This is a genomic window from Rhizobium sp. BR 362 (assembly GCF_036528765.1).
Classification (GTDB): Bacteria; Pseudomonadota; Alphaproteobacteria; order Rhizobiales; family Rhizobiaceae; genus Rhizobium.
This window is the reverse complement of record NZ_JARWGH010000002.1, coordinates 135,154-159,942: the sequence shown is the minus strand read 5'-3', so window position 1 is coordinate 159,942 and position 24,789 is coordinate 135,154. Positions and strand designations below refer to the sequence as shown.

Below are 24,789 nucleotides of genomic sequence, written 5' to 3'. Positions count from 1 at the left end.
GTAGGATGCGGAGCGGGGCGGGCATTCGACATGCATGTGGACGTGATCGAAAAGCTGGAAGATCTGTGGGGGCTGAAAGACAACTGGGATCGGATCTATGAGATCGACCCGGAAGCGCATTGTTTCTTGTCCTGGACCTGGATGTCGAGCTGGTTGGCTTCTCGTTCTCTGCCTTGGCTGGTACTGGCGGCAAGGGAAGATGACGGTGGCGCCTATGTGGCCTTTTTCCCGATCCAGCTCGGTATAGGGCTCGAGCGGGGCAGAGGCTTCTACAATACCATCGTCATGGGCGGCTCCTATTTCGCTCCCTATACGGGTATCCTCTGCGATCCGGCCTATGCCGATGTTGCGGTTTCAGCCTTCGCCGATCACATTCGTACGCTTCATTGGAGCAGCCTGCATCTCGACGACATCGATCGATCATCCCTGCGCATTGAGTCCTTCCTGACGCGCTTTCCGCCGGCCGATTTTGTCGGCGACAGGATCAAGCGCCCGGTGCAGATTTCGGATGCGGCCGAGAGGATCGATCCGGAAATCCACGTCCATGTGACGCTGCCTGCGGATTTCGATTCCTTCCTTTTCGAGAAATTGCATCGGCGGACACGGCGCAATATCCGCCACTGTCTGCGAAAGCTGGAGGGCTCGGCGGCATTGCGGGTAACGCATGCCGACGCAACTACTATCGAAGAGGATCTGGCGACGCTGCTGAGCCTTTGGGAAAAGCAATGGGGATCGCACAACGCCTGCTATATGCGCTACATCCTCGACAATTCGCGGTCCGTCCTGCCGGATTGCTTTCGCAGCGGCGATCTTTTTCTGCCGGTTCTATGGCAGGACGGGGTAGCAATAGCGGCGTCTGCCGTCCTGCTCGATCGTCCCCGCAAAAGCCTGATCTGTTTCCTGACCGCGCGTGAGGTCTCGATCCGAGATCTGTCCCCAGGCCTGACGCTGCATGCCCATACAATCCGCTGGGCGATAGAGAACGGCTTTCGAATTTACGATCTCGGTGCCGGCAACTATGAACACAAGTATATTTTCGGCTCCGTGAGCCGGCGCATCGAGCGCTATCGGATAGACACAAGGACGGGACGGAACCTCGGCGAGCGGCTGGACCCGCATTGCATCCCCTTCGTGCTTAACCGCATCAAGAACCTTTATGCCGCCGGCGATCTGGCCGATGCCGAAATCGGCTGCCGGCAGGTTCTTGCCAGCGAACCCGAGAAGGGTGAGGCCCTGTCGCTCTACCGCGAAGTCGTGGCGTCACGCACGCTCTGGCAGGCGATTTCGCCCGACGCGCCTGCGCATATCGGCGCAGACGACCAAGCAGTGGTCGAGCGCGCCGAGGCGGAAAAACAATGTCGCGCCACCATCGCCGAAAATCCGGGAGACTTCGATGCAGCGCATCGGCTGAGCATACTGCTTTTGCTGCGGGGCGAGGCCAGGGAGGCGGAGGCCGAGATCGGGCGGGCGCTGGAGCTGCGTCCTGACTCCGCCGCGGCCCATTGCACTTACGGCAATATTCTCGTGGCGGTCAGGGATTTCGAAGGCGCCGTCGTCCGCTATGACCGCGCGATCGCCCTGGAGCCAGCCCATGCGATTGCCTATAACAACAAGGGCAACGCATTGCGCCGTCTGGGGCGTGCCGATGAGGCGCTGGCGAGCTATGAAAAAGCGATTGCGATCAGGCCGAACTACGAGCAGGCAATTGCCAATCGCGCGGCGCTTTTCGACGAAGAGACGGATATGCTGCCGGCCGTCATTCAGCTCTCGCGCTTGCCGCCGAATGTGTAGCCGGTTTCCACCGTCTTATTGCCGAACTTTTCCCGGAGCTTGTCCATTGCCGCTTCGGCCGCGGCGCGGCGGGTCGCCTGTTCGTCGATCAGGTCGGGCGGGTCGGCGCGGGCAGCGTCGCAGAGGTCGGTGACGCCGATACCGATCAGGCGGAATTTCGTGCCGTCTGTCTCATGTTCGAGCAATCGCAGGCCGGTGCGGAAAATGCGGTCGGCGAGCTGGGTCGGGTCTTCCAGGCGGCGGTTGCGGGTGCGGCTTTTGAAATCGGCTGTTTTCAGCTTCAACACCACGGTCTGCCCGGCAATGCCGCCGCGCTTCAGGCGGCGCGATACCTTTTCCGAGAGATCGCGCAGGATCGGCACCAGATCGTCATGGCGGGAAATGTCGTCGAAAAAGGTCGTCTCCGATGACACGCTTTTTGCGGCTTCGTTCGGATGCACCGTGCGATCGTCGATGCCACGGGACAGGCGGAAGAGCCGCTGCCCGATGACGCCGTAGCGGCGCATCAGATCGCCTTCCTCCATGGTCTGCAACTGGCCTATGGTGCGGATACCGTCGCTTTCCAGCGTCGCCGCAAAGGCTTTGCCGACGCCCCAGATGGTGGTCACCGGACGGGGCTCCAGAAACGACAATGCTTCCTGCCGCCCGATGACGGAAAAACCGCGCGGCTTCTGCAGGTCGGAAGCGACCTTGGCGAGGAACTTGCAATAGGAAAGCCCGACCGAAATGGTGATGCCAATCTCGCTTTCGATGCGCCTGGCGAATTTCGCTAGAATGCGGGCGGGAGGATCATGGTGTAGGCGCTGCGTCCCCTCGAGCTCCAGAAAGGCCTCGTCGATCGAGAGCGGCTGCACCAGCGGCGTCAGCTCCTGCATGAGCGCGCGCACTTCGCGGCCGACGCGGACATACTTCTCCATATTCGGGCGGATGACGACCGCTTGCGGACAGGCCTCCAGCGCCTTGAACATCGGCATGGCCGATCGGACGCCGTGGATGCGGGCGATATAGCAAGCCGTGGAGACGACCCCACGCTTGCCGCCGCCGATGATGACCGGCTTGTCGGCCAGGTCCGGATTGTCGCGCTTCTCGATCGAGGCATAGAAGGCATCGCAATCGATATGCGCCAGCGTCAGGCCATAGAGTTCGCGATGATAGACAAGACGCGGACTGCCGCAGGCCCGGCAACGCGCGCGCTCGGCCGATTGCTCGCTCAGGCAATCGCGGCAAAAACCGGAAACTTTGTCGGGCGCGCTCGTCATAAAATAGAACAAAAATTGAACATCGCTACCTTATGTTTTAAGCTCGTGAGTCTCAAGACGGAAAACAGCGGGGAGGAGATGTTGGAGGAATTGAAAGCAGTGCCTTTGACGGCGGATCGCTGGGGCGATTTCGAAACGCTCTTCGGGCCAAGCGGCGCCTGTTATGGCTGCTGGTGCACCCATTTCCGCGTTCCGACATCGGATCGCAAAACCATGGATGGCGCAGCGAAGAAAGAATTCATGCAAGCGCGCGTCGCCGCTGGCCCGCCACCCGGCCTTCTCGGCTATATCGGCGAGCGTCCGGTTGCCTGGACGCAGGTCGGACCACGCTCGGAGCTGCCGCCGTGGAATTCCCCGAAAACCGTGTCGCGGCCGCTCGATCCGGAAGATGCCGAAGACAGTTCGGTTTGGGCCGTCAGTTGCTTTTTCATGAATTCGCGCGATCGCGGCAAGGGATACAGCCATCGAATGCTGTCGGAGGCGGTGAATTTCGCCAAGGCCTCCGGTGCACGCATTCTCGAGGGCTGTCCGATCGAACGGACGAAACAGTCGAAATCCGTCGGCCTCTATGTCGGCTCGCTTAACATATTCGAGGCGGCCGGATTTTCCGAAGTCGCCAAACGCAAGGACGGGCGCCCCTTGATGCGCCTTGTTCTCTGATGCGGATGCGGGCGCGCTTAGCGGGCGATATGGGCGTGGATCAGCGGCGCCGCCTCTGCCCAATCGTTCGCCTGGGGAATATCGACTGCCACCGCCGGCGCCATGCGATGGACGATCGAATCCGGCCGCAAATTTATCAGAAGGCAGCTTGCGAGATGGTCGCGGACCGAATGCAGATTATGCGCCATATCGTCGACGAAGGCGACGGGCAACGTGCGCTTGCCGTGCAAGGCCTGCACGATCGGTCCTTTCGGCTGCAGCGAGGCGAGGAGCGGATAGGCAAGGCCAAGCCGATCAAGAAGGCGGCGGCGCTGCACCGAGAACTGCGGCGGCATAGCGGTGAGGAAGACGATATCGGCGTCCTTGGAGAAGCTGCCGAGAGTATCGATGACGCGATCGAGTGGGGTCTGCCAAAGCTCCTGCGCTTCGAAAAAGGCGTCGATCAGGCGATGGACTTCTTTTTCTTCCAGCACCGCGCCGCTTACCTTCGAAACGATATTGCCCGTCAGCCGAAACGAGCGCGGCAGGAATTCATGGCCTTCGCCGTCAAGGAAAAGCAGGAAGGGCGCAAAGAAGTGCAGCACGACGTCATCGACGTCGCAGACGATCAACGGCCGGTCTCCGAGGCGGACATGCGATGTGTCGAATTCGATCGGGGCATCCATGGTCAATATTCCCCCGAGGAAAGGCCGGGCGGCGAAAAATGTGCCGAAGCGGCGGCAACCGTCTCCGGCGCGATGCTGCTTGCCTCGCAGAACGCAAGCAATGTCGGCTCGTGGTTCATCAAAAAATCCAGCATGCCCGCAAGAAAAGCGGGTTCGTTGATGGCATTGCGCACCTGCGCCGGTTCGACACCGGTGAGCGCCAGGAAGCGACCGAACATGTCCGGCTCATTGGCCAGCCAGCCAAGTACGGCGATCGCGGTTTCCTGCGGATCGGCGGCCGGCGGCTTCGAGTTCTTGAAGTTACTTTGCATTTCGAGGGGTAAGTTACCTATTTTTCAACCAAATGCCGCTAGCGTCGGATTCAAGTATTTCTGGAATCGATTTCTCGCGACGTTATATTTTCATAGAATGGATGCAATACCGGATGCAGGGACAGCTCTCCATGCCTAAGCAGGTGATGATTGTAGAAGACAACGAGCTGAATATGAAGCTCTTTCGCGATCTAATCGAGGCGTCCGGTTACACCACGATCCAGACGCGGAACGGCATGGAAGCGCTTGATCTGGCTCGCAAACATCGCCCGGATCTGATCCTCATGGATATCCAGCTCCCGGAAGTTTCGGGGCTGGAGGTGACGAAGTGGCTGAAGGAGGACGACGATCTGCACGTCATTCCGGTGATCGCGGTCACCGCCTTTGCCATGAAGGGCGACGAGGAGCGAATCCGACAGGGCGGCTGCGAAGCCTATGTCTCCAAGCCGATCTCGGTCCCGAAGTTCATCGAGACCATCAAGACTTATTTGGGCGACGCCTGAGCGCGGGGAAAGACTGATGACCGCGCGTATTCTGGTGGTTGACGATATACCCGCAAACGTAAAGCTGCTCGAAGCAAGGCTGCTGGCCGAATATTTCGACGTGTTGACGGCGGAGGATGGCTTGCAGGCGCTCGCCATCTGCGACAGCACCCAGGTCGACCTCGTCCTGCTAGACATCATGATGCCCGGCATGGACGGTTTCGAAGTCTGCGAGCGGCTGAAGTCCGACCCGCGTACTTCCCATATTCCCGTGGTCATGGTCACGGCGCTGGATCAGCCGGCCGACCGCGTGCGCGGTCTCAAGGCTGGCGCTGACGATTTCCTGACCAAGCCGGTCAACGACCTGCAGCTCGTTTCCCGAGTCAAAAGCCTTCTGCGCCTGAAGACTCTCAGCGACGAACTGCGCATGCGCAACGAGACGGCCCGCAACTTCGGCATCGATGATCTCCTGCGCATCGGCGAAGGCCGCGCCGACGAAAATGGCCATGTGTTGCTGGTCGACGGCCGCGCCAATTCGCAGGAGCGTATCATCCGCGCGCTCAAGCCGATCGCCGAGGTGACGGTGACATCCGATCCGCAGGCGGCCCTGTTCGAGGCTGCGGAAAAGCCGTTCGAACTCGTTGTCGTCAATTCGAATTTCGATGATTACGATCCGCTCAGGCTTTGCTCGCAGCTCCGCTCGCTGGAGCGAACCCGGTTCCTGCCGGTGCTGCTGGTGACGGAGCAGGGGGCTGACGAGATGATCGTCCGGGCGCTCGATCTTGGCATCAACGACTATATTATCCGCCCACTCGATCCGAACGAGCTGGTTGCCCGCTGCCTGACGCAAATCCGTCGCAAGCGCTATAATGACCGTCTGCGTGCAAGCGTGCAGCACACGATCGAGCTTGCCGTCACCGATGCGCTCACCGGGCTCAACAACAGGCGCTATCTCGACAATCATCTGAAGATCCTCTTCAACCGCTCGCTGACTCGCGGGCGGCCGCTCTCCGTCCTGATTACCGATATCGACCGCTTCAAGCAGGTGAACGACACCTATGGCCATGACGCCGGCGATGAAGTGCTGAAGGAGTTTGCCGCCCGTATTCGCTCCACCGTGCGCGGCGCGGATCTAGCCTGCCGCTATGGCGGCGAGGAATTCGTCGTGGTCATGCCGGACACGCTCCCCGAGGTTTCTGCCGCCGTTGCCGAGCGCCTGCGCGCTGCCGTGGAGACCATACCCTTCACGCTGCGAGAGGCAGGGGTTGCGCTCAATGTCACCGCCTCGTTCGGCATTTCGTCGCGCTTGGAGACGGTCGAAACACCCGAGCAGTTGATGAAGCAGGCCGATCGCGCCCTCTACGAAGCCAAACACGGTGGTCGCAACCGGGTTGTCGCGGCTGCTGCTTGATCGAAACGACACCGTCATGGCCCATGAATATTCATGGGCTTTTCCAAGTTTTGAACAATGATTACGAATTTGTAATCTTTGTTCTCCGTTGGATAAGCCGATTTCCACAGGAGAATAGGCTGTATAGTCTACCCCGATAGCCTCATAGATCTATACTTATTATAGTTAATTAATGGCCGCTGTATATCATGTATTTATTGTGATAAGTTTGCAATAAATGAAGTCGAAACGGAGAAAAACTATAATCCTACCAGGAAGAAAGCAGCCGTCACTCTAATATGCAAACGCGCCTAAATATTTTTAGGCAGAATTTGCCACGCATACGATAGTTGCCTTTTTGTTTTTGAGATCTACTCGCTTCCCGATTGTTGTTTTTTCAGGCCGACAGAGCGGAATGACGGTAAGAATTTTAACCATTCGGGAAGACGAGAATTTTTTATCATTAAGAATTTGTTGATTTTCTTTCGATTTCGCGCAAATTTAGTCCCGTACAAGAACAGGCCCGTAAGGGCGTGGGAATACCCCATGATGCTCAGGTCCGCCGCATCTCCTGGGTCGTGGGGTCGGTCGGCTGGCAAGCAAATTTAAGCGGTTCCTCGTGCCGTTTTGCAGGCTAGCCGACCCCCAAATCAAAACGCCGGCTTCCAAAAGAAGTGCGGCGTTTTTCTTTGTTAATATCAGAAAGTTGCGTTTTAGATTTTTCTGTTTTTCGAAGGCCTTCATGAGGTTTTGCACAGAAAAAGAAGCCGCCAAAAGAAAAAAGGCGCTAACCATATGGTTGCGCCCTTTTGTAATCAGAAGTTTAGCAAACTTACTTGATCTTGGTTTCCTTGAATTCGACGTGCTTCTTAGCAACCGGGTCGTACTTCGTCTTCGTCATCTTGTCCGTCATCGTACGGCTGTTCTTCGTCGTAACGTAGAAGAAACCGGTGTCGGCCGTCGACAGCAGCTTGATCTTGATGGTGGTAGCCTTGGCCATGGTCGTCCTGCCTTTAAGAAAAATGAAAGCCGTGGACGGCCAGTGCGGAGGTCCACGGCAAATTCTGGCGCGAAACTACAAATCGCGCCCGAAAAGTCAACCCCTGCTGCCCATGAAAAGCAGCCGCACCGCCGAAAGCAGGACATAAAGTCCAAAGAAAAAAGCAATTGCCCAGGCAAAACCGCTGGGGTTGGCGAAATCCATCGCGGTACCGATCGTCGGTGGACCGAGGACCATGCCGACTGCATAACAGAAAACGAAGGCGGCATTGGCGGCGACAAGGTCCGCGCCCGTCAGCCTCGTTCCGAGATGACTGAGGCCGACCGTATACATGCCGGAGACACAGCCGCCCCAGAACAGCAGAATAACGGCCAGAAGTATCCAATTCGAGGCTAGTGAGGGCAATAGAAGCGCACCGACCAGCCCGATGGCTGCCATGATCGACAGCAGCGGCCGCTTGTCGCGCAAGCGGTCGGCAAGCAGCCCCAGCGGGATCTGGAAGACGAAGTTGCCGACACCCATCACGGTCAGCAGCAGTGCGGCCTGTGATTCGTTGAAGCCGAGCCGGGTCGCATAGCTGGTGAACAACGACCCGCCGCCGACGGTTACCGCGCCAAATACGAAAACGGCGGCGGTCGCCGTGGGCACCAGGAAGACGTAGCGAATGAAGTGCAGCTCGGGCTTCTCGTCGACAATCGGGCTCTCGTTGCGGGCGATGAAGATCGGGATTGTTGCCGCAAGGATAATGCAGGCGCCGATGAGAAAGGGCATGAGCCCCTCGCTGCCGACCAGCGAAAAAAGCAGAGGGCCGGCCGCAAAGCCGAGCGAAAAAACCGTGGAATAGAGGCCGAGCACGAAGCCGCGCTTGGAAGGCGGGGAGGCGGCATTGATCCAGAATTCCGACAGGATGAAGAGCGTCGTGGTGGCGCCATGGAAGATCAGGCGCAGAGGGAACCAGAGCAGCAGGCTTTCCGCGTAGTAGAAGCCGAGCGAACTCAGCGCGGAGAGCACGACGGCCCAGATCATCGTCTGCACGACGCCGAATCGGTGGGCGAGCTTTGTGGTGATCAGTGCCGCTATCATCGCGGCGATCCCCATCATTGCCGTATTGAGCCCGATCAGGCTCGAGGGAATGCCGCGTTTTTCGAGGATGATGCTCAAAAGCGGAAGGCCGAGGCCGATGGCGATGCCGACAGCGGAAACGGACGAAATGGCGGCGACGAGCGAAGGCCAATGAATTTCTTCGACTTGACCGGCCTTGCCGTTCGTCGGTTCAAACATGAATTGATCCTTAGAGCATGTGGCGAACGAATCGTTCGCAACGCGGGAGATAGAAAGGCACGGCTCGGCCAAATCCAGGTGACGGGTCGGCTTTCATGGGATCGATCATATCCTCCACAATGCTCCTTTCGATGCCCGGCATGTTCAGACAAGAAATGCCGCCGATGTCAAGCCATTGGAGATCAAGCAATTCCCGCGAATCATGAATATATGGCGGATCAATGCTGGTTCCATCCAAAGGGAGTAACCGCGCACGCCCGCTCCTGCCGGCCGGCAGGGCTGGTGATATCAGCTCGAACATGTGGTTCACGACCGGCCGTTTCCCCGATCCCATTCTTCGGGACTATCGTCATGGCCGCCGAAGCCATGCATCCGCAGTGCCCATTGCAGGCCGATGACGCCGCCCTTGATCGGTTGGATTACCGCCAAGGCAGTTATCACCGTAATCGGCGCCCAAATGGCGAGATGCGCCCAGATCGGCAGATGGTAGGCCATATCCGTCAGCATGTAGCCGCCGACTACGACGTGGCCGAGTACGAGGACCACCAGATAGGGCGGCAGGTCGTCGGCACGCTGATGGAACAGCGCCTCGTCACAGGCGGCACAACAGTCGACTGGCTTCAAGAAAGCCTTGAAGAGCTTTCCCGTGCCGCAGCGCGGACAGCGGTTCAGCACACCGCGGGCAATCGAGCGTCCGAGCGGACGTTCAGCCTCGTCGGGGCCGCCAAAACGGATGATCGGGTCGGACGGGCTGCTCGTCATGGTACTTTCCTTCCAGCCGGCAGCCGTCGTTTTATCGGCGCCCGCGCGGCGGTCTTGTTCCCGGCGCTTTGCGCGCCGGAAGCTTGTTGCGTCGCGTCGCCTTGTGGAAGGAACGCACCGCCGTGGGCATGGCGCGGCCGTCGCTCAGCATTTCGAAGCGCAGGGCACCGGCCAGCGGGATCGCTTCCGCAAGACGCACCGTCACGCTGTCGCCGAGGCGAAAGCCGAGCCCCGTCTTTTCACCTGTCAGCGCCTGATGGGCCTCGTCATAGATGAAATAGTCGGAACCGAGCGTAGATATAGGGATGAAGCCGTCGGCGCCATAGTCGGGCAGGGTGACAAAAAGTCCCGACTTGGTGACACCGCCGACGCGGGCTTCGAATTCGTCGCCGATGCGCCCGGCAAGATGATGGGCGATCAGCCGGTCGACCGTCTCGCGTTCGGCGGCCATGGCACGGCGCTCGAAAGTGGAAATTTCGGCGGCGATATCGTCGAGCGTTGCTTCCTCATCCGGCGTGATGCCGCCTTCGCCGAAGCTGAGCGAGCCGACGAGGGCGCGATGCACGATCAAATCCGCATAGCGGCGGATCGGCGAGGTGAAATGCGCGTATTTCATCAGGTTCAGGCCGAAATGCCCGATATTGTCGGGGCTGTAGATCGCCTGGCTCTGCGAGCGCAGCACCATCTCGTTGACCATGGTCTGATGTGCCGTGCCTTCGGCCTTCGCCAGGATGCCGTTGAAGCTGTTGGCGCGGACATTGCCGCCCTTGACGAGCGAGATGCCGAGTGTTGCCAGAAATTCGCGCAGCACTTCCTGCTTGGCAAGCGTCGGGCCGTCATGGATGCGATAGATCAGCACCTGCCGCTTCTTTTCCAGCGTTTCGGCGGCGGCGACATTCGCCTGGATCATCATTTCTTCGATGAGCTTGTGGGCGTCGAGACGCGGCGGCACGAAGACCCGGTCGACCGTGCCATCCGGCTTCAGCAGGATCTTGCGCTCGGGCATGTCGAGCTCGAGCGGCTGGCGCCGGTCGCGGCCGCGCTTCATCACCTCATAGGCATGCCAAAGCGGCTTCAGGATGGGCTCGAGCATCGGTCCGGTCTTGTCGTCCGGTTTGCCGTCGATCGCTGCCTGCGCCTGTTGATAGGAGAGCTTGGCGGCACTCCTCATCATGATGCGATGGAAGGTGTGGCCCGCCTTACGGCCTTCCTTGGAAAAGATCATCTCTACGGCAAGGGCAGGGCGGTCGACGCCTTCCTTGAGAGAGCAGAGATCGTTGGAGATGCGTTCGGGGAGCATCGGTACGACGCGATCCGGAAAATAGACCGAATTGCCGCGCTTCAGCGCCTCGCGATCCAGTGCCGAGCCGGGGCGGACGTACCAGGAGACATCGGCGATGGCGACGGTGACGATGACACCGCCGGGGTTGTCCGGCGAGGGGTCCAGCTCCGCGTAGACCGCATCGTCATGGTCCTTGGCGTCGGCCGGATCGATGGTGATCAGCGGCAGGCTGCGCCAGTCTTCTCGATGCGACATGGTCGCGGGCTTGGCAGCGTCCGCCTCGGCGATTGCCGCCGCCGGGAAGACATGCGGGATTCCATGCGCATGGATGGCGATCATCGAAATCGCCTTTTCCGAAGCTACGGAGCCGACGACCGACAGCACCTTGGCGCGCGGCAGGCCGAAACGGCCGAGGCGGGCGACTTCGACTTCGACCAGATCACCGTCCCTGGCATCGCCGGTATAATCCGGATCGATGACCATTTCCTCGCCGCGTCGCTCGATCGGCATCAGCCGTCCGCCGCCGCCCGGCGTCTCGCGAAAGACGCCCATGGTCGCGGCCAGGCGCTTGTCGATGACCCTGATGATGCGTGCGCTATAGGCCGGACCGCCGCGATCGACCGCCGGAAAAATCTTGGCGAGGATGCGGTCGCCCATGCCCGCAACCGGAGCCTTACCCTTGCCGTTGCGGCCGGCAGGGGAGGAGGACTGCTTGATCATCACGGCCGGCGCCACCCCGTTTTCCTCCGGCCATTCGGTCGGCCGGCCTATCAGCTCGCCGTCCTTGTCGCGCGTGGTGATGTCGAGGACAGCGATCGGTGGCAGCGCTCCGGGGCGGATGAGCGACTTGCGGCTCTTCTGCACCATGCCCTCTTCTTCAAGCTCGCGCAGGAGGTTCTTGAGCTCGACACGGCTCTCGCCCTTCAATCCGAAAGCCTTGGCAAGCTCGCGCTTGGAAGCCTGCTGCGGGTGATCGGCGATGAAACGCAAGAGGACTTCGCGCGGCGGCAGCACACCGTGCACGATCGCCATCATCGGTTGCTGAGCGCCGCTGTTTTTCGCCGCACGCCCGGCCTTGCCGGGGCGTCGCTCCGACGATGAAATCCTGCCGCGCGGTTCTCTGCTCACTCTGCGCTCTTCTTTTTGGCTGTCGTCTTGGTCGCAGACTTCTTTGTAGCAGCTTTTGGCTTGGCGGTCGTCTTCGTCGCCTTCGCGCCTGCGGCCGCAGTCTTCGCCTTAGCAGGCGCCTTCTTCGGCGCACTGCCGCTCTTGCCGGCCTTTGCTGCGATCAGAGCCAGCGCTTCCTCGACTGTAATTGCCTGCGGGTCAGTCCCCTTCGGCAGCGTGGCGTTCACCTTGCCCCAATTGACATAGGGACCATATTTGCCGTCGCGAACGGTGATTGCACCGCCGTCTGGGTGCTGCCCGAGATCCTTCAGCGCCGCTGGCGTACCGCCGCGGGCCCCACCGCCGGCGGCCTTGCTCTGCTTTTCAGCGAGAACGGTCACTGCGCGATTGAGGCCGACGGTGAAAACATCCTCGACTGTCTCCAGATTGGCATAGCTGCCGTCATGCAGCAGGAACGGCCCGTAGCGGCCGATGCCGGACGAGATCATCTTGCCGCTTTCCGGATGCTTGCCGATATCGCGCGGAAGCGAAATCAGCGCCATGGCCTTTTCATAGTCGATATCCTCGGGTTTCCAGCCCCTCGGCAGCGAGGCGCGCTTGGCGTCCTTGCCATCGCCGCGCTGGATATAGGGTCCGAAGCGGCCGGAGCGCAGCGTCAGCTCTTCGCCAGTTACCGGATCGGTGCCGAGCGCCTTCGGTTCGTTTAGCCCGCTGGCTTCGGCCTCTGTGCCGCCTTCCGAGGAAAGCTGGCGGGTGTAGTTGCATTCCGGATAGTTCGAGCAGCCGATGAAGGCGCCGTATTTGCCGAGCTTTAGCGACAGGTTGCCCGTGCCGCAGACCTGGCAGATACGCGGATCGCTGCCGTCTTCGCGCTTGGGGAAGACCAGCGGTGCGAGCGCCTCGTTCAGCGCGTCGAGTACATTGGTGACGCGCAGCTCCTTCGTATCCTCGATCTGGGCGAAGAAATCGCGCCAGAAGTCGCGCAACACGTCCTTCCAGTTTAACTCACCGGCGGAGATGCGATCGAGCTTTTCCTCGAGATCGGCGGTGAAGTCGTATTCGACATATTTCGTGAAGAAGCTTTCGAGGAAAGCGGTGACGAGCCGGCCCTTGGCCTGCGGCACCAGCTTGCGTTTGTCGATCGTCACATAATCGCGGTCGCGCAGCGTCGCGAGCGTCGCCGCATAGGTCGATGGGCGGCCGATGCCGAGTTCTTCCATCTTCTTGATCAGCGATGCTTCCGAATAGCGCGGCGGCGGTTCGGTGAAATGCTGGGTCGAATTGATCTTCTGCTTGGCGAGGTTCTCCCGCGCATTGATCTCCGGCAGGCGGCCATCCTCGTCGTCGGCATCGTCGCTCTGCTCGCCATCTTCCTTCTGGTCGGTGTAGGCGGCAATGAAGCCGTCGAAGCGGATGACCGAACCGACGGCACGCAGACCAGCCTTCTGGCCGGCATTATCAGCCAGGATTTCGACGGTGGTCCGCTCGATCTCGGCCGAGGCCATCTGGCTGGCAATGCCGCGCTTCCAGATAAGGTCGTAGAGCCTGATTTGGTCGGCATCGAGGAATTTGCGCACGCGATCCGGCGAACGATCGAAATCGGTCGGGCGGATCGCCTCGTGCGCCTCCTGGGCATTCTTCGCCTTGGTCGAATAGAAACGTGCCTTTTCTGGCAGGTAGCGATTGCCGAACTGGTCGGCGATGGAGCGCCGCGCCGCGTCGATCGCTTCCGGTGCCATCTGCACGCCGTCCGTACGCATATAAGTGATGAGACCAACGGTTTCGCCGCCGATATCGACACCTTCATAGAGCTTCTGCGCGATCTGCATCGTGCGGGAGGCCGAGAAGCCGAGTTTGGAGGAGGCGGCCTGCTGCAGGGTGGAGGTGGTGAAAGGCGGGCTCGGATTGCGCTTGACCGGCTTTGCTTCGACCGTGTCGATGACGTAAGTGGCGCCTTCCAGCAGCGCCTTCAGCTTGCCGGCTTCTTCGCCATTGCCGATCGAACGCGGTTGCAGGCGCTTGCCGTTGGCGGCGACGAGCCGCGCTTCAAATTCGTCACCGCGCGGTGTCTTCAGGATCGCGGAGAGGTTCCAGTATTCTTCGGAGATGAAACGTTCGATCTCCGACTCGCGGTCGCAGACGAGGCGCAACGCTACCGACTGCACGCGGCCGGCCGAACGGGCGCCCGGCAGTTTCCGCCAGAGCACCGGCGACAGGTTGAAGCCGACGAGATAGTCGAGGGCGCGGCGGGCAAGATAGGCGTCGACCAGCGGCACGTCGATATCGCGCGGCTCGGCCATCGCGTCGAGCACGGCCTTCTTGGTGATGGCGTTGAAGACGACGCGCTTTACGGGCTTGCCATTGATAACGCGCTTCTTGTTCAAGAGGTCGAGCACGTGCCAGGAAATCGCTTCGCCTTCGCGATCCGGGTCGGTCGCGAGAATCAGGCCATCGGAGGATTTCACGGCGTCGGCAATGTCCTTGATGCGCTTTTGCGAAGCGCCATCGACTTCCCAGAGCATCTCGAAGTCTTGATCGGGCAGGACAGAGCCGTCCTTGGCAGGCAGGTCGCGCACATGGCCGAAGGAGGCAAGAACCTTATATCCGGGTCCCAGATATTTGTTGATTGTCTTGGCCTTGGCAGGCGATTCCACCACTACAACGTTCATCATAAATCTCTGAATGCGAGGTCGCGCCGGAAAAAGGCGCGGGAGAGACGGGGTATTTTCGTTTCCCCGGCCTTCCGACATGGACAGGGAATTCGTCGTGGTCAAGAGGCGATATCGATTTTTGCGATCGGCGCGGCGATGCAATCCTTGCAAGATGGCATCTATGCTACAATCCTGATTAAGCGCCTCCCGACGCTCCCGGCGAGTACGGTCATCATATCGGGACGGCCGGCGACACTTTCAATCCAGCATAGAGATCGACACCAGTCCGCCGGGATGTCGATGCAGCCGGCCAGCCATATCGAGTTCCAGCAGCACGGAATGGACCGATGATACCGATAGGCCGGTATGCCGGATGATATCATCGATCTCCACCGGCGTAGGTCCGAGTGCATCGACGATCTGCCAACGGTCGGTATCATCCGGTGGCAATGATATGGGTTTATCGTTCTTTTCAGCGGGCGCCTCGGCAAGCTGCGGGCGGAAAAGATCGGGCTCGGCCAGCGGCCTCAGCGCCTCGATGATGTCCTCCGGACTGGTCACGATCATCGCGCCATCCTTCAGCAAGCCATTGGTGCCCTCGCAGCGCGGATCGAGCGGCGAACCGGGGACGGCAAACACCAGCCGGCCAAATTCGCCCGCGAGCCGCGCGGTGATCAGCGAGCCGGAGCGCGTTGCCGCCTCGACGACCACGACACCCAGCGAGATGCCTGATATCAGCCGGTTGCGACGCGGAAAATCGCGTGCGCGCGGCTCCCAGCCGAATGGCATTTCGCTGACGGCAAGGCCGTTGCCGTCCCATATTTCATGCAGAAGCCCGACATTTTCGGGCGGGTAGGGCTGGTCAAGCCCTCCGGCCACGGCAGCGATCGTTCCCGTTTCCAGACTGGCCCGGTGAGCTGCCGTATCGATGCCACGGGCAAGGCCGGAGACGACGGCATAACCGGCTTGTCCGCAAGCGCGGGCAATCATCGCGGTGAATTTGGCGCCGCTGATCGAGGCGTTGCGCGAGCCGACGAGGCCGATCGCCGGTCGGGTTGCCGTCGGCAGATTGCCTTTGACAGCGAGAAGCGGCGGCGCGCCGTCGATTTCCCTCAGCGCCTGCGGATAGTCGGGTTCGCCGATGCCGACGAAGCGTGCGCCGAAACGATGCGCGGCTTCCAGTTCACGAAGGGCATCCTGCTCGCTGGCGATGCGGATCGCCCGCGTCGACCCGCCGCGCTGCGAAAGTTCCGGCAGTGCTGCGAGTGCGGCTTCGGCTGAGCCGTAGTGGCGGATGAGGTCGCGGAAGGTGGAGGGACCGACATTGTCGGAGCGGATCAGGCGGAGCCAGGCGATCCTTTGTTTTTCGGTCAGCGCAATTCCGGTTCGCCCTGCGCTGCCTCTTCCCATTACCCCTTCGCTCCGATCTTGGTTTCCGTGCCGGCGGTCAGCCGGCCGATATTGGCTCTGTGCTTGTACCAGGAGATGATGGTCATCAACGCCATGGCCGCGGCGATCTTATCGGCGCCTAATATCCATAGTGCAACCGGAATGACAAGGGTTGCAACCAACGCGGAGAGCGAGGAGTAGCGGGTCGTAAAGGCGATCGCCAGCCAGACGATGGAGAAGATCAGCGCCATCAACGGCGCGAGACCCAGGAGAATACCAAGATAGGTCGCTACGCCCTTGCCACCCTTGAAGCCGATCCAGACCGGAAAGATGTGGCCGATGAAAGCGGCAAAGCCGGCGAGCACGCCCGCATCCTCACCGAAGAAATGCGAGACGATCAACACGGCGATCGTGCCCTTGATGGCGTCGAGAAGCAGCGTTCCCGCCGCCAGCGGCTTGTTGCCGGTCCGCAGCACATTGGTTGCGCCGATATTGCCGGAGCCGATCTTGCGGACATCGCCGAGGCCGGCCATCCGCGTCAGAACCAGGCCGAAGGGGATGGACCCGAGCAGATAGCCGATGACAATAGCTGCCAGCGCCGTCGGCAGCGTGAGCTGCCATGTCCAGAAATCCGCCATCACTTTTTATTCCCCATAAGCCCGAGCTTTGCCTAGAGACTATGAACCAGCTTGCCGGCGACATAGGTCGCGACCGCCCTGCCGGTCATTCGCGCATCTTCGAACGGTGTATTCTTCGAGCGCGACAGAAGCATGTCTTTGGCGACAAGCCAAGGCTCGTCGAGATCGATCAATGCGATATCCGCCTTCGCCCCCGGCTTCAGCGTCCCGGCATCAAGTCCGAAGATCTGCGCCGGCCGCGTGGACAGGGCATCGATCAGTCGCATCAGGCTTACCTCACCGCTGTGATGCAGGCGAAGTGCGGCGGCAAGCAGCGTCTCCAGACCGACCGCGCCGTCCTCGGCCTCGCCGAAAGGCAGGCGCTTGGTATCCACATCCTGCGGGTCATGCGCCGAGACGATGATGTCGATCGTGCCGTCCGCAAGCGCCTCGATCATAGCCGTGCGGTCATCCTCGGAGCGCAGCGGCGGATAGAGCTTGAAGAAGGTGCGGTATTCGCCGATGTCGTTTTCGTTGAGCGCGAGATTGTTGATCGAGATGCCGCAGGTGACCTTTGCACCACGCGAGCGGGCGAGACGGATAGCTTCTGCCGATTCGGGCACGGAGATCAACGCCGCGTGATAGTGGCTGCGGGTCAGCGCCGCGATCCTGAGATCGCGCTCGAGCGGGATGAGCTCGGTTTCCCTCGGAATACCGGATAGCCCGAGCCAGCTTGCAAGCAATCCCTCATGCATGACGCCGTTGGCGCCGAGATATTTGTCGCGGGTTTCGCAGGAGACAACAGCGCCGAATTCGCGCGCATAGGTCATGATGCGGCGCAGGACTTGCGTGTCGTAGACGCCGGAATGCGCATCGGTGAAGACGACGGCGCCGGCTTCCTTGAGGAGACCGATTTCCGTCATCTCCTCGCCGGCGAGTCCTTTCGTGATTGCCGCTGCCGGATAAACATTGACGACGGCCGTGTCGCGGGCCGTTTTCTTGACGAATTCGACCAGGGCGATGTCGTCGATGGCGGGATCGGTATCCGGCATCATGATGAAGGAGGTGACGCCGCCGGCCGCTGCCGCGCGGCTGGCGGATGCGATGGTCTCGCGATGCTCGCCGCCCGGCTCACCAATGTGGACACGGGCGTCAACGAGGCCCGGTACTGCGACGAGGCCGGTACAATCACGCACTTCAACCCCCTTCGGCACAGCACGCCCGGGTACATCCTTGCCGGCGGCGGCGATGATGCCGTTTTCGACGATGATGGTGCCGACCTCATCGAGATTGCGCGAGGGATCGATGATACGGACGTTCTGGAGGACGATCGAGTTGCTCATGCGCCAGCTCCCTCGGTGCGCGGCCCCTGGTTTTGAGAGATCAGCAGTGCCTCCATGACCGCCATGCGCACCGCGACACCCATTTCCACCTGCTCGGCGATGACGCTTTGCGGGCCGTCGGCCACCTCGGAGGCAATCTCGACGCCGCGGTTCATCGGACCTGGATGCATGACCAACGCATCCTCCTTGGCCGCCTTTAGCGTCTCGGCATCGAGCCCGTAAAAATGATAGTATTCGCGCACCGACGGCACGAAGGCGCCGGACATGCGCTCGCGCTGCAGCCGCAGCATCATCACCACGTCGGCGTCCTTCAGCCCTTCCTTCATCGAATGGAAGACCTCGACTCCCATGTCGGCGATCCCGGCCGGCAGCAGCGTGGCGGGCGCAATGACCCGGACCCGGGCGCCCATGGCATTCAGCAGCAGGATGTTGGAACGTGCGACGCGCGAATGCAGCACGTCGCCGCAGATCGCCACGATGATGCGCGAAAGCTTACCCTTGGCGCGACGAATGGTCAGGGCGTCGAGAAGGGCCTGTGTCGGATGCTCGTGCTGGCCGTCGCCGGCATTTACGACGGAGCAGGAGACCTTCTGCGCCAGCAGCGAGGCGGCACCCGCGCTGGAATGGCGAATAACGAGGACATCGGGGCGCATGGCATTCAGCGTCATCGCCGTGTCGATCAGCGTTTCGCCCTTTTTTACGGAGGAATTGCCGACCGACATGTTCATGACGTCAGCACCGAGCCGCTTGCCGGCCAGTTCGAAGGAGGCTTGTGTGCGGGTCGAGGCCTCGAAAAAGAGGTTGATCTGCGTCAATCCGCGAAGCGTCGACGTCTTCTTTTCGCGTTGCCGGCTGATCTTCACCGCCTCGTCGGCCTTGTCGAGAAGATAGGTGATATCTTGTTCGGTGAGGCCCTTGATGCCGATGAGGTGGCGGTGGGGGAAGAAGACCATGACGTGCCCTCCGGATTTCGTCAGGGGGTCTATAAAGAGGGAGTGCCTCAGGGGCAAGCGCGGCTTTCGTCACGCGCGTTTGTTCCCCATGCAATTTCGCCCGAATCCGGCTACAGCACGTATGCTGTTGGGAGAAGAAACTTCCAGTTTCCTTTTGCAACCCTCTTGCTCTACAAGCGATCCATGACCCAACCGACCCGGACTGACGACACATTTGCCGAACTGAACCAGCCGAGCCTCTGGTCCGGCATCAACGCCTATCGTTCCGATCCGCTGATCGTCGATTTGACGTCTGGCCTGCCGCGCTCGACGCGTGAAGATCTGGAGCAGATGGGCCGTTACGTCACCTCGCACGAGGCGCAGGAACTGGCGCGCATGGCGAACCAGGGGGCGCCGCAACTGCGCACTCACGGCCCGCGCGGCGAACGTCTGGATGTCGTCGAATTTCATCCGGCCTGGCATGCGCTGATGCGCCGCTCCATGTCGTCGGGTCTGCATTCCTCGATCTGGGATCCGCAGGCCGATCCGGAAGCCAAAGGCCAGTCGCACAAGGTCCGTGCCGCGCGCTTCTATCTGACGGCACAATTGGAATGCGGCCATCTCTGCCCGCTGACCATGACCAGCGCTTCGGTCGCGGCAATGATGGCGTCTCCGGCGGTGCAGAAGGACTGGGCGCCGAGGATTCTCTCGCGCAAATATGATTCGTCCAACAAACCGGCCATGCAGAAGAGCGCCGTCACCATCGGCATGGGCATGACGGAGAAGCAGGGCGGCACGGATGTGCGCGCCAACAAGACGACCGCCGACAAGGTCAGCGATGGCATCTATCGGCTCTCGGGCCATAAATGGTTCATGTCGGCGCCGATGAGCGATGCCTTCATCATGCTGGCGCAGACCAAGGATGGGATGGGCTGTTTCCTGGTGCCGCGGCTCCTTGAAGACGGTTCGGCTAACGGCCTGCAATTCCAGCGGCTGAAGGACAAACTCGGCAATCGCTCGAACGCATCCTCCGAAGTGGAATTCAGCGACACCTTCGGCTTCCTGCTCGGCGCGCCCGACGGCGGCATTCGCACCATTCTCGATATGGTGACACTGACGCGCCTCGATTGTGCGCTGGCGTCCGCCGGCATCATGCGGGCTTCGCTCGCCGAAGCCGTGCACCATGCGCGCGGCCGAAGCGTCTTCGGCAAGATGCTGGTCAATCAGCCGATCATGACGCGCGTGCTTGCCGACATGGCGCTCGATGTCGCTGCCGCGACCGCACTCGCCTTCCGTTTGGCGGAGGCTTTCGACAAGGCAAGCAGCAGCAGCGAAGATGCCGCCTATGCCCGCGTCATGACGCCGGTCGCCAAATATTGGTGCTGCAAGATCGCGCCCGCGCTGATCTACGAGGCGATGGAATGCATCGGCGGTAGCGGCTATATCGAGGAGCGCCCGATCGCCCGGCATTACCGCGAGGCGCCGGTCAATGCCATATGGGAAGGCTCCGGCAATGTCATGGCGCTCGACGTTCTGCGCGTTCTGAACCGGGGCAGGGACCTTTTCGAAACCGTCTTCGCCGGCCTTGCCCGCGATCTCGGCCCGGCCGGCAAGAAGACCATCGATGTTCTGCGCGCCGCCATGGCGCTTTGTGAACAGGACGAGGGGGCGGCCCGCCTGCTGATAGAGCAGATGGCACTCGCCGCCGGCGCCGCCGAACTCTATCGTTTAGGCGCAGGCAAGATTGCCGATGCCTTCATCGAGACCCGCCTGGCGGGCGGCTGGCGCGCCACCTACGGGATGCTGGATGCCCGGTTCGATGCGAACTACATTGTGGATCTGCTCTATCCGCCGGCGACTTGAATTGCTTCGGCTCGGATTTATGGAGCCGCCTGTAAACCGAGATGCTCGGCCATTGGATCGAAATCGCGATCATCGTGAAGAAGTACGTGGCCCTCCTCGATGCAGAACGTACCGATAATGACGTCTATGGTTTTTCGTATGGTAATTCCACGCTCTCGCAGAAAACGATAGTTGCGTGCGGCCTTGACTGCTAGCGCATCATTCAGCATCGGTCGAACGATAAATTGGCGAAGATTTCTTTCGATCAAAGCCGCGTGCCGGTCACCGCGGGCACCCTGAAGAACTTCGAGAAGTATGAGGTCTCCGACTAAAATATCGGGAGGTCCTGCCCCCATCATATTTCGGAGGCGACGCACGGCCTCTGTCTCCGCATCGCGCAAAAGAGAAATCCAAACAGAGCTATCGACGACGATCACTGTTGTCGATCTCTGCGCATCTCTTCTAGGTTGCCTTCCCAGCCGAGCCCTGCGAGCTCTTCGAGCGCTCGTCTTTGACGATGCCAACGAACGACACTCCGTAAAGCTTCCTCAACGGTGGCTCTCTTGGTCGATTGTCCTGTTGCAGCCATTGCTTCTGCGATCAGTTCGTCGTCAATTTCTATATTCGTTCGCATTTGCAATCTCGTGTGTATACGAATAAAAAATTATACACATCGATCCCTAAGATGCAACGCGAAAAGCAGTTATTGAGGCCTCTATGATCAACATCCGCTCCGTCCAATCCGATGACATCGATCAGCTCTATGTCATCTCGCTGGTCACCGGCGATGCCGGCAAGGACGCCACGGCGCTCCATCGTGATGGGCGGATGATTGGGCATATTTACTCGGTGCCCTATGCGGTGCTCAGCCCGACGACCGTCTTTGTCGCTGAAGATGAGGAAGGCGTCTGCGGCTATATCGCCGGTGTTTTCGACACGGCTGCTTTCGAGGAAAGATTGGAGCGTGAGTGGTGGCCGGAGCTGCGCAAACGCTATGCGGAACCATCCGACGATAGTTCGGCCTGGGATGCGGATCAGCAGAGAAGCTTTACGATCCACCATCCGAAGCGAACGCCTACCGCTCTCACGGATCCGTTCCCAGCACATATTCACATGAATCTTCTGCCGCGTACCCAGGGTCAGGGTATCGGCAGCGCCCTTCTCGATAGGTGGCTCTCGAATGCCCGCGCCCACGGTGTCAAAGGCGTCCACTTAGGGGCAAATGCCGGCAACCACAGTGGGATACGCTTCTGGGCATCGCGCGGTTTTTCCCGGCTGGAATTGCCAGCCGGGCTGGCATCCGGAAATACCGTCTGGTTCGGCCAATCTCTCTAATCTGTGGATTCCGCAGTTTTAAATGTATAGACGCTCGGCACCTCGTTGTTCCCTTGTATGTGGCTTGCTATTCACCGGCTGGTGACAGGTAGGGGCCGAGATGATGCCGAGCGCAGACGTCGTTCTGAGAAAAACGATCGAAATACCGGCCGAGCCGGAGAAGCGGGTACGCAATCGCGCCGCCACAGAGCAGGCGATCCTCGATGCCGCGAAACGGCTCTTGGCGGAAGAGGGATTCCAGAATTTCGGCATCAATGCCGTCGCCCGCGGCGCCGGCTGCGACAAGCAACTGATCTACCGCTACTATGGCGGTCTTGACGGCCTTGTGGAGGCGATCGGCGCCGATCTTGGAAGCTGGGTGCAGGATCGCATCCCCGACGATACCGGCGGCATGTTCCTGCTGACCTATGGCGATCTGATGGAACGGCTGGCCCTGCTTTTCCTCGATGCATTGCGCGCCGACCCGCTGATGCGCCGCATCGTCGCCTGGGAGGTGTCCGAGAATACCGAGCAGGTGCGCCGGCTTTCGGAAGCCCGTTCGAAGGCGCTCGCCGGTTGGATCGAGCGCATGCGTGGCTCGCTGACGCCGCCGAAAGGAATCGATGCGGTCGCCGTAAACGCCATGATCTTTGCTGCCATCCAGCATCTCGTTCTTTCGGCAGGCGTCAGCGGCCAATGCGCCGGTCTTGCCCTCAAAACGGCGAAGGACTGGGAGAAGGCCGCTACTGCGCTGAAGCGGATCGTGCGCGGCGTCTACGGCTGACATCGTGGCCATGCAGGAGATATCCACAGTCCCGCTTGGCCGTTAACCTTAACAATTGGTTTACATTGCGCAGCAACGGTTAACTGGCCACTCTATATGGACCGATTGTTAACCACTAAGCGTGCAGCCATGGCGTCCAGACCCGGAAAAATAGTGCTTCTTGTCGCGGCGATAATGTTCTTCGCCGTGCTGGCACTAGATATAACGGTACCGGCTCTGGTGCTGAGCGCCATGGCATTGTCGAATTGGCTGGTCCTTTCGACTGAAGCGACGGCGTACCAGCGTCGAAGGGGAACCGCATGAAGTGGTTGCTGATATTCTGGGCCGCGCCCGTCTCCTTTCTCGGGGCTTGGTACTACCTATCCTACTACGACATGAGTTTCGGCGTCTTCATGTTGACGCGGCAGATGCACGATCTCGTCTTCGAGATCTACGGGAAGATCCTCGGTATCCCGCCCGAAAGCATTCCGCCGCTGGTTGCCCGCGCCATCGCTTTCGACAGCCTGCTGGTCTTCGCCATCTGCGGCTTTCGCAAGCGCACAGTGATTCTCGAATGGTGGAACCGCCGTCAAGTCTCGAGATCGGGAAAAACCGGCCTGCCGAGTGCTGAAAGCCTGTCCAAAGCTCCCTGAAGAATGAAGCTTGCGGCGGCCGAGTCGATGCGCTCGGCACGTTTGGCGCGTGACACGTCCATCTCCAGCAGTGCCCGTTCGGCGGCGACCGTTGAGAGCCGTTCATCCCAGAAAACAAAGGGCAGGGTAGTCTTGTCGGCCATGCTGCGCACGAAGGCGCGCGTTGCCTGCACGCGTGGCCCCGCCGAACCATCCATGTTCATCGGCAGGCCGATGACGAAGGCCGCGATCTTTTCCTTTTCGGCGAAGGAAAGCAGCACCTGCGCATCTTGGGTGAACTTCACGCGCTTGATCACCGGGCGCGGCGTGGCAAACCGCCGGCCAAGATCGGACATGGCGAGCCCGATCGTCTTGGTGCCGAGATCGAGCCCGGCGATTGGCTGGCCGGGCAGGAGCATAACGGCGAGGTCTTCGATAGTCAGCGTCGTCATCAGCGCTCGTCCCCGTCAAAACAAATTGAAGTTCCGACCGCTTTTCTTTGTGGCGGTTTCGGATATGTCCTAAGACACCAGTCTTGCATTAGAAATCAAGTATTAAGGAGAAAATCCATGAAGATCACTTGGCTCGGCCATGCCGCTTTCCGTATCGAAACGGCCAAGGCCAAAATCCTTATCGATCCTTTCCTGACCTACAATTCCTCCTTTGCCGCCGCTGGCCTCAACATCAAGGACGTCGCCGCCGGCATCACCCATATTCTCTTGACCCATGGCCATGGCGACCACGTCGGGGACACGGTTCAGATCGCCAAGGATACCGGCGCGGTCGTTCTCGCCAACGCCGATCTCGCAGCCTGGCTCGGCAGCAAGGGCATCGAGAAGCTCGAAATGGGCAACACTGGCGGCACTATCGGCCTCGGCAGCTTTTCGGCCACCTTCACGAATGCGCTGCACTCCTCTGCCCAACTCACCGAGGACGGTGTTTCGCATTCTCTCGGCAACGCAAACGGTCTGATGCTGCATTTCGATGATGAGCCGACGCTGTTTCACATGGGCGATACGGACATCTTCTCTGACATGGGCCTGATCAACGAATTGCATCAGCCTGATATCGGCATTGTGCCGATCGGCGATCGCTTCACCATGGGTGGCGCCGTTGCCGCGCTCGCCTGCCAGCGCTTCTTCAACTTCAAGACGGCCATCCCCTGCCACTACGGCACCTTCCCGATCATCGACCAGACCCCGGAAAAGTTCATTACTGGCCTCGAGGGCTCGAAGACGGCAGTCTCGGCACCGAAGCCCGGCGAGAGCATCTCGGCCTAACAAAAGTACGTTGCG

The 24,789-nt window shown here is 60.3% G+C and carries 25 protein-coding genes; 9 read left to right on the top strand and 16 right to left on the bottom strand.

What is annotated here, in order from left to right; all coding sequences use genetic code 11:
* Positions 1–30 precede the first annotated feature (30 nt).
* Positions 31–1,791, top strand: a complete 1,761-nt coding sequence (locus QDY28_RS03005; RefSeq protein ID WP_331380202.1) for a GNAT family N-acetyltransferase — start codon at positions 31–33, stop codon at positions 1,789–1,791.
* Here QDY28_RS03005 and QDY28_RS03000 read toward each other — a convergent pair.
* On the bottom strand, positions 1,761–3,050 hold the full coding sequence (locus QDY28_RS03000; protein WP_331380201.1) for a DNA polymerase IV: 1,290 nt from the start codon (positions 3,048–3,050) through the stop codon (positions 1,761–1,763). The two genes, QDY28_RS03005 and QDY28_RS03000, sit on opposite strands and share 31 nt — an antisense overlap.
* A 78-nt stretch (positions 3,051–3,128) precedes the next feature.
* Here QDY28_RS03000 and QDY28_RS02995 point away from each other — a divergent pair, with 78 nt between their 5' ends.
* Entirely contained in the window at positions 3,129–3,710 is a 582-nt protein-coding gene (locus QDY28_RS02995; RefSeq protein WP_331380200.1) for a GNAT family N-acetyltransferase, read from the top strand.
* A gap of 17 nt (positions 3,711–3,727) precedes the next feature.
* On the opposite strand, the gene QDY28_RS02990 is transcribed toward QDY28_RS02995, so the two are convergent.
* Together QDY28_RS02990 and QDY28_RS02985 are read right to left on the bottom strand one after the other, a co-directional pair.
* Complete coding sequence (locus tag QDY28_RS02990; protein ID WP_331380199.1) at positions 3,728–4,375, bottom strand: hypothetical protein; 648 nt, start codon at positions 4,373–4,375, stop codon at positions 3,728–3,730.
* A gap of 2 nt (positions 4,376–4,377) precedes the next feature.
* Complete coding sequence (locus QDY28_RS02985; protein ID WP_331380198.1) at positions 4,378–4,686, bottom strand: DUF3572 domain-containing protein; 309 nt, start codon at positions 4,684–4,686, stop codon at positions 4,378–4,380.
* Positions 4,687–4,817: 131 nt separating this feature from the next.
* Between QDY28_RS02985 and QDY28_RS02980 the strand changes: the two genes are divergently transcribed.
* Entirely contained in the window at positions 4,818–5,189 is a 372-nt protein-coding gene (locus QDY28_RS02980) for a response regulator (RefSeq protein WP_028754034.1), read from the top strand.
* A gap of 16 nt (positions 5,190–5,205) precedes the next feature.
* A complete protein-coding gene (locus tag QDY28_RS02975) occupies positions 5,206–6,579 on the top strand; it encodes a PleD family two-component system response regulator (protein ID WP_331380197.1) in 1,374 nt (457 codons plus the stop codon).
* Positions 6,580–7,390: 811 nt separating this feature from the next.
* Here the strand turns inward: QDY28_RS02975 and rpmG are convergent.
* The 10 genes from rpmG to QDY28_RS02925 form a co-directional block, all read right to left on the bottom strand.
* Positions 7,391–7,558 carry a 50S ribosomal protein L33 gene (gene rpmG / locus QDY28_RS02970; RefSeq protein WP_003547442.1) on the bottom strand — a complete coding sequence of 56 codons (168 nt, stop codon included), beginning with the start codon at positions 7,556–7,558 and terminating at the stop codon, positions 7,391–7,393.
* A 96-nt stretch (positions 7,559–7,654) separates the two neighbouring features.
* On the bottom strand, positions 7,655–8,839 hold the full coding sequence (locus QDY28_RS02965) for an MFS transporter (protein WP_331380196.1): 1,185 nt from the start codon (positions 8,837–8,839) through the stop codon (positions 7,655–7,657).
* Between the two features lie 10 nt (positions 8,840–8,849).
* Positions 8,850–9,149, bottom strand: a complete 300-nt coding sequence (locus QDY28_RS02960) for a hypothetical protein (RefSeq protein ID WP_331380195.1) — start codon at positions 9,147–9,149, stop codon at positions 8,850–8,852.
* Complete coding sequence (locus QDY28_RS02955) at positions 9,146–9,601, bottom strand: DUF983 domain-containing protein (protein ID WP_331380194.1); 456 nt, start codon at positions 9,599–9,601, stop codon at positions 9,146–9,148. The genes QDY28_RS02960 and QDY28_RS02955 overlap by 4 nt, the downstream gene beginning before the upstream one ends.
* Before the next feature lie 31 nt (positions 9,602–9,632).
* A complete protein-coding gene (gene rnr / locus QDY28_RS02950) occupies positions 9,633–12,011 on the bottom strand; it encodes a ribonuclease R (RefSeq protein WP_331380193.1) in 2,379 nt (792 codons plus the stop codon).
* Positions 12,008–14,680 carry a type I DNA topoisomerase gene (gene topA, locus QDY28_RS02945; RefSeq protein WP_331380192.1) on the bottom strand — a complete coding sequence of 891 codons (2,673 nt, stop codon included), beginning with the start codon at positions 14,678–14,680 and terminating at the stop codon, positions 12,008–12,010. Before topA ends, rnr begins: the two co-directional genes overlap by 4 nt.
* 240 nt (positions 14,681–14,920) lie before the next feature.
* The gene (gene dprA, locus QDY28_RS02940; RefSeq protein ID WP_331380191.1) at positions 14,921–16,072 is read right to left on the bottom strand and encodes a DNA-processing protein DprA; all 1,152 of its coding nucleotides are present in this window, start codon (positions 16,070–16,072) and stop codon (positions 14,921–14,923) included.
* A complete protein-coding gene (gene plsY / locus QDY28_RS02935; protein WP_442967468.1) occupies positions 16,072–16,689 on the bottom strand; it encodes a glycerol-3-phosphate 1-O-acyltransferase PlsY in 618 nt (205 codons plus the stop codon). Before plsY ends, dprA begins: the two co-directional genes overlap by 1 nt.
* Positions 16,690–16,721: 32 nt before the next feature.
* Complete coding sequence (locus tag QDY28_RS02930; protein WP_331380189.1) at positions 16,722–18,011, bottom strand: dihydroorotase; 1,290 nt, start codon at positions 18,009–18,011, stop codon at positions 16,722–16,724.
* The gene (locus tag QDY28_RS02925) at positions 18,008–18,964 is read right to left on the bottom strand and encodes an aspartate carbamoyltransferase catalytic subunit (RefSeq protein WP_331380188.1); all 957 of its coding nucleotides are present in this window, start codon (positions 18,962–18,964) and stop codon (positions 18,008–18,010) included. Before QDY28_RS02925 ends, QDY28_RS02930 begins: the two co-directional genes overlap by 4 nt.
* A gap of 183 nt (positions 18,965–19,147) precedes the next feature.
* On the opposite strand from QDY28_RS02925, the gene QDY28_RS02920 reads away from it, so the two are divergent.
* Entirely contained in the window at positions 19,148–20,806 is a 1,659-nt protein-coding gene (locus tag QDY28_RS02920; RefSeq protein WP_331380187.1) for an acyl-CoA dehydrogenase family protein, read from the top strand.
* A 17-nt stretch (positions 20,807–20,823) separates the two neighbouring features.
* On the opposite strand, the gene vapC is transcribed toward QDY28_RS02920, so the two are convergent.
* Together vapC and QDY28_RS02910 are read right to left on the bottom strand one after the other, a co-directional pair.
* A complete protein-coding gene (vapC, locus tag QDY28_RS02915) occupies positions 20,824–21,222 on the bottom strand; it encodes a type II toxin-antitoxin system VapC family toxin (RefSeq protein WP_331380186.1) in 399 nt (132 codons plus the stop codon).
* Positions 21,219–21,419, bottom strand: coding sequence for a type II toxin-antitoxin system VapB family antitoxin (locus QDY28_RS02910; RefSeq protein WP_331380185.1), 201 nt, complete (start codon positions 21,417–21,419; stop codon positions 21,219–21,221). The genes vapC and QDY28_RS02910 overlap by 4 nt, the downstream gene beginning before the upstream one ends.
* An 83-nt stretch (positions 21,420–21,502) precedes the next feature.
* On the opposite strand from QDY28_RS02910, the gene QDY28_RS02905 reads away from it, so the two are divergent.
* The 3 genes from QDY28_RS02905 to QDY28_RS02895 all read left to right on the top strand — a co-directional run bounded on the left by QDY28_RS02905 (position 21,503) and on the right by QDY28_RS02895 (position 23,515).
* The gene (locus QDY28_RS02905) at positions 21,503–22,120 is read left to right on the top strand and encodes a GNAT family N-acetyltransferase (RefSeq protein ID WP_331380184.1); all 618 of its coding nucleotides are present in this window, start codon (positions 21,503–21,505) and stop codon (positions 22,118–22,120) included.
* A gap of 103 nt (positions 22,121–22,223) precedes the next feature.
* Entirely contained in the window at positions 22,224–22,883 is a 660-nt protein-coding gene (locus tag QDY28_RS02900) for a TetR/AcrR family transcriptional regulator (protein ID WP_331380183.1), read from the top strand.
* A 299-nt stretch (positions 22,884–23,182) separates the two neighbouring features.
* Positions 23,183–23,515, top strand: a complete 333-nt coding sequence (locus QDY28_RS02895) for a DUF6105 family protein (protein ID WP_331380182.1) — start codon at positions 23,183–23,185, stop codon at positions 23,513–23,515.
* Here QDY28_RS02895 and ruvX read toward each other — a convergent pair.
* Positions 23,452–23,946 (bottom strand): Holliday junction resolvase RuvX, encoded by a 495-nt coding sequence (gene ruvX, locus QDY28_RS02890; protein ID WP_331380181.1) that lies wholly within the window; start codon positions 23,944–23,946, stop codon positions 23,452–23,454. The two genes, QDY28_RS02895 and ruvX, sit on opposite strands and share 64 nt — an antisense overlap.
* 117 nt (positions 23,947–24,063) lie before the next feature.
* Here ruvX and QDY28_RS02885 point away from each other — a divergent pair, with 117 nt between their 5' ends.
* Entirely contained in the window at positions 24,064–24,774 is a 711-nt protein-coding gene (locus QDY28_RS02885; RefSeq protein ID WP_331380180.1) for a metal-dependent hydrolase, read from the top strand.
* The last annotated feature ends 15 nt before the right edge of the window (positions 24,775–24,789 follow it).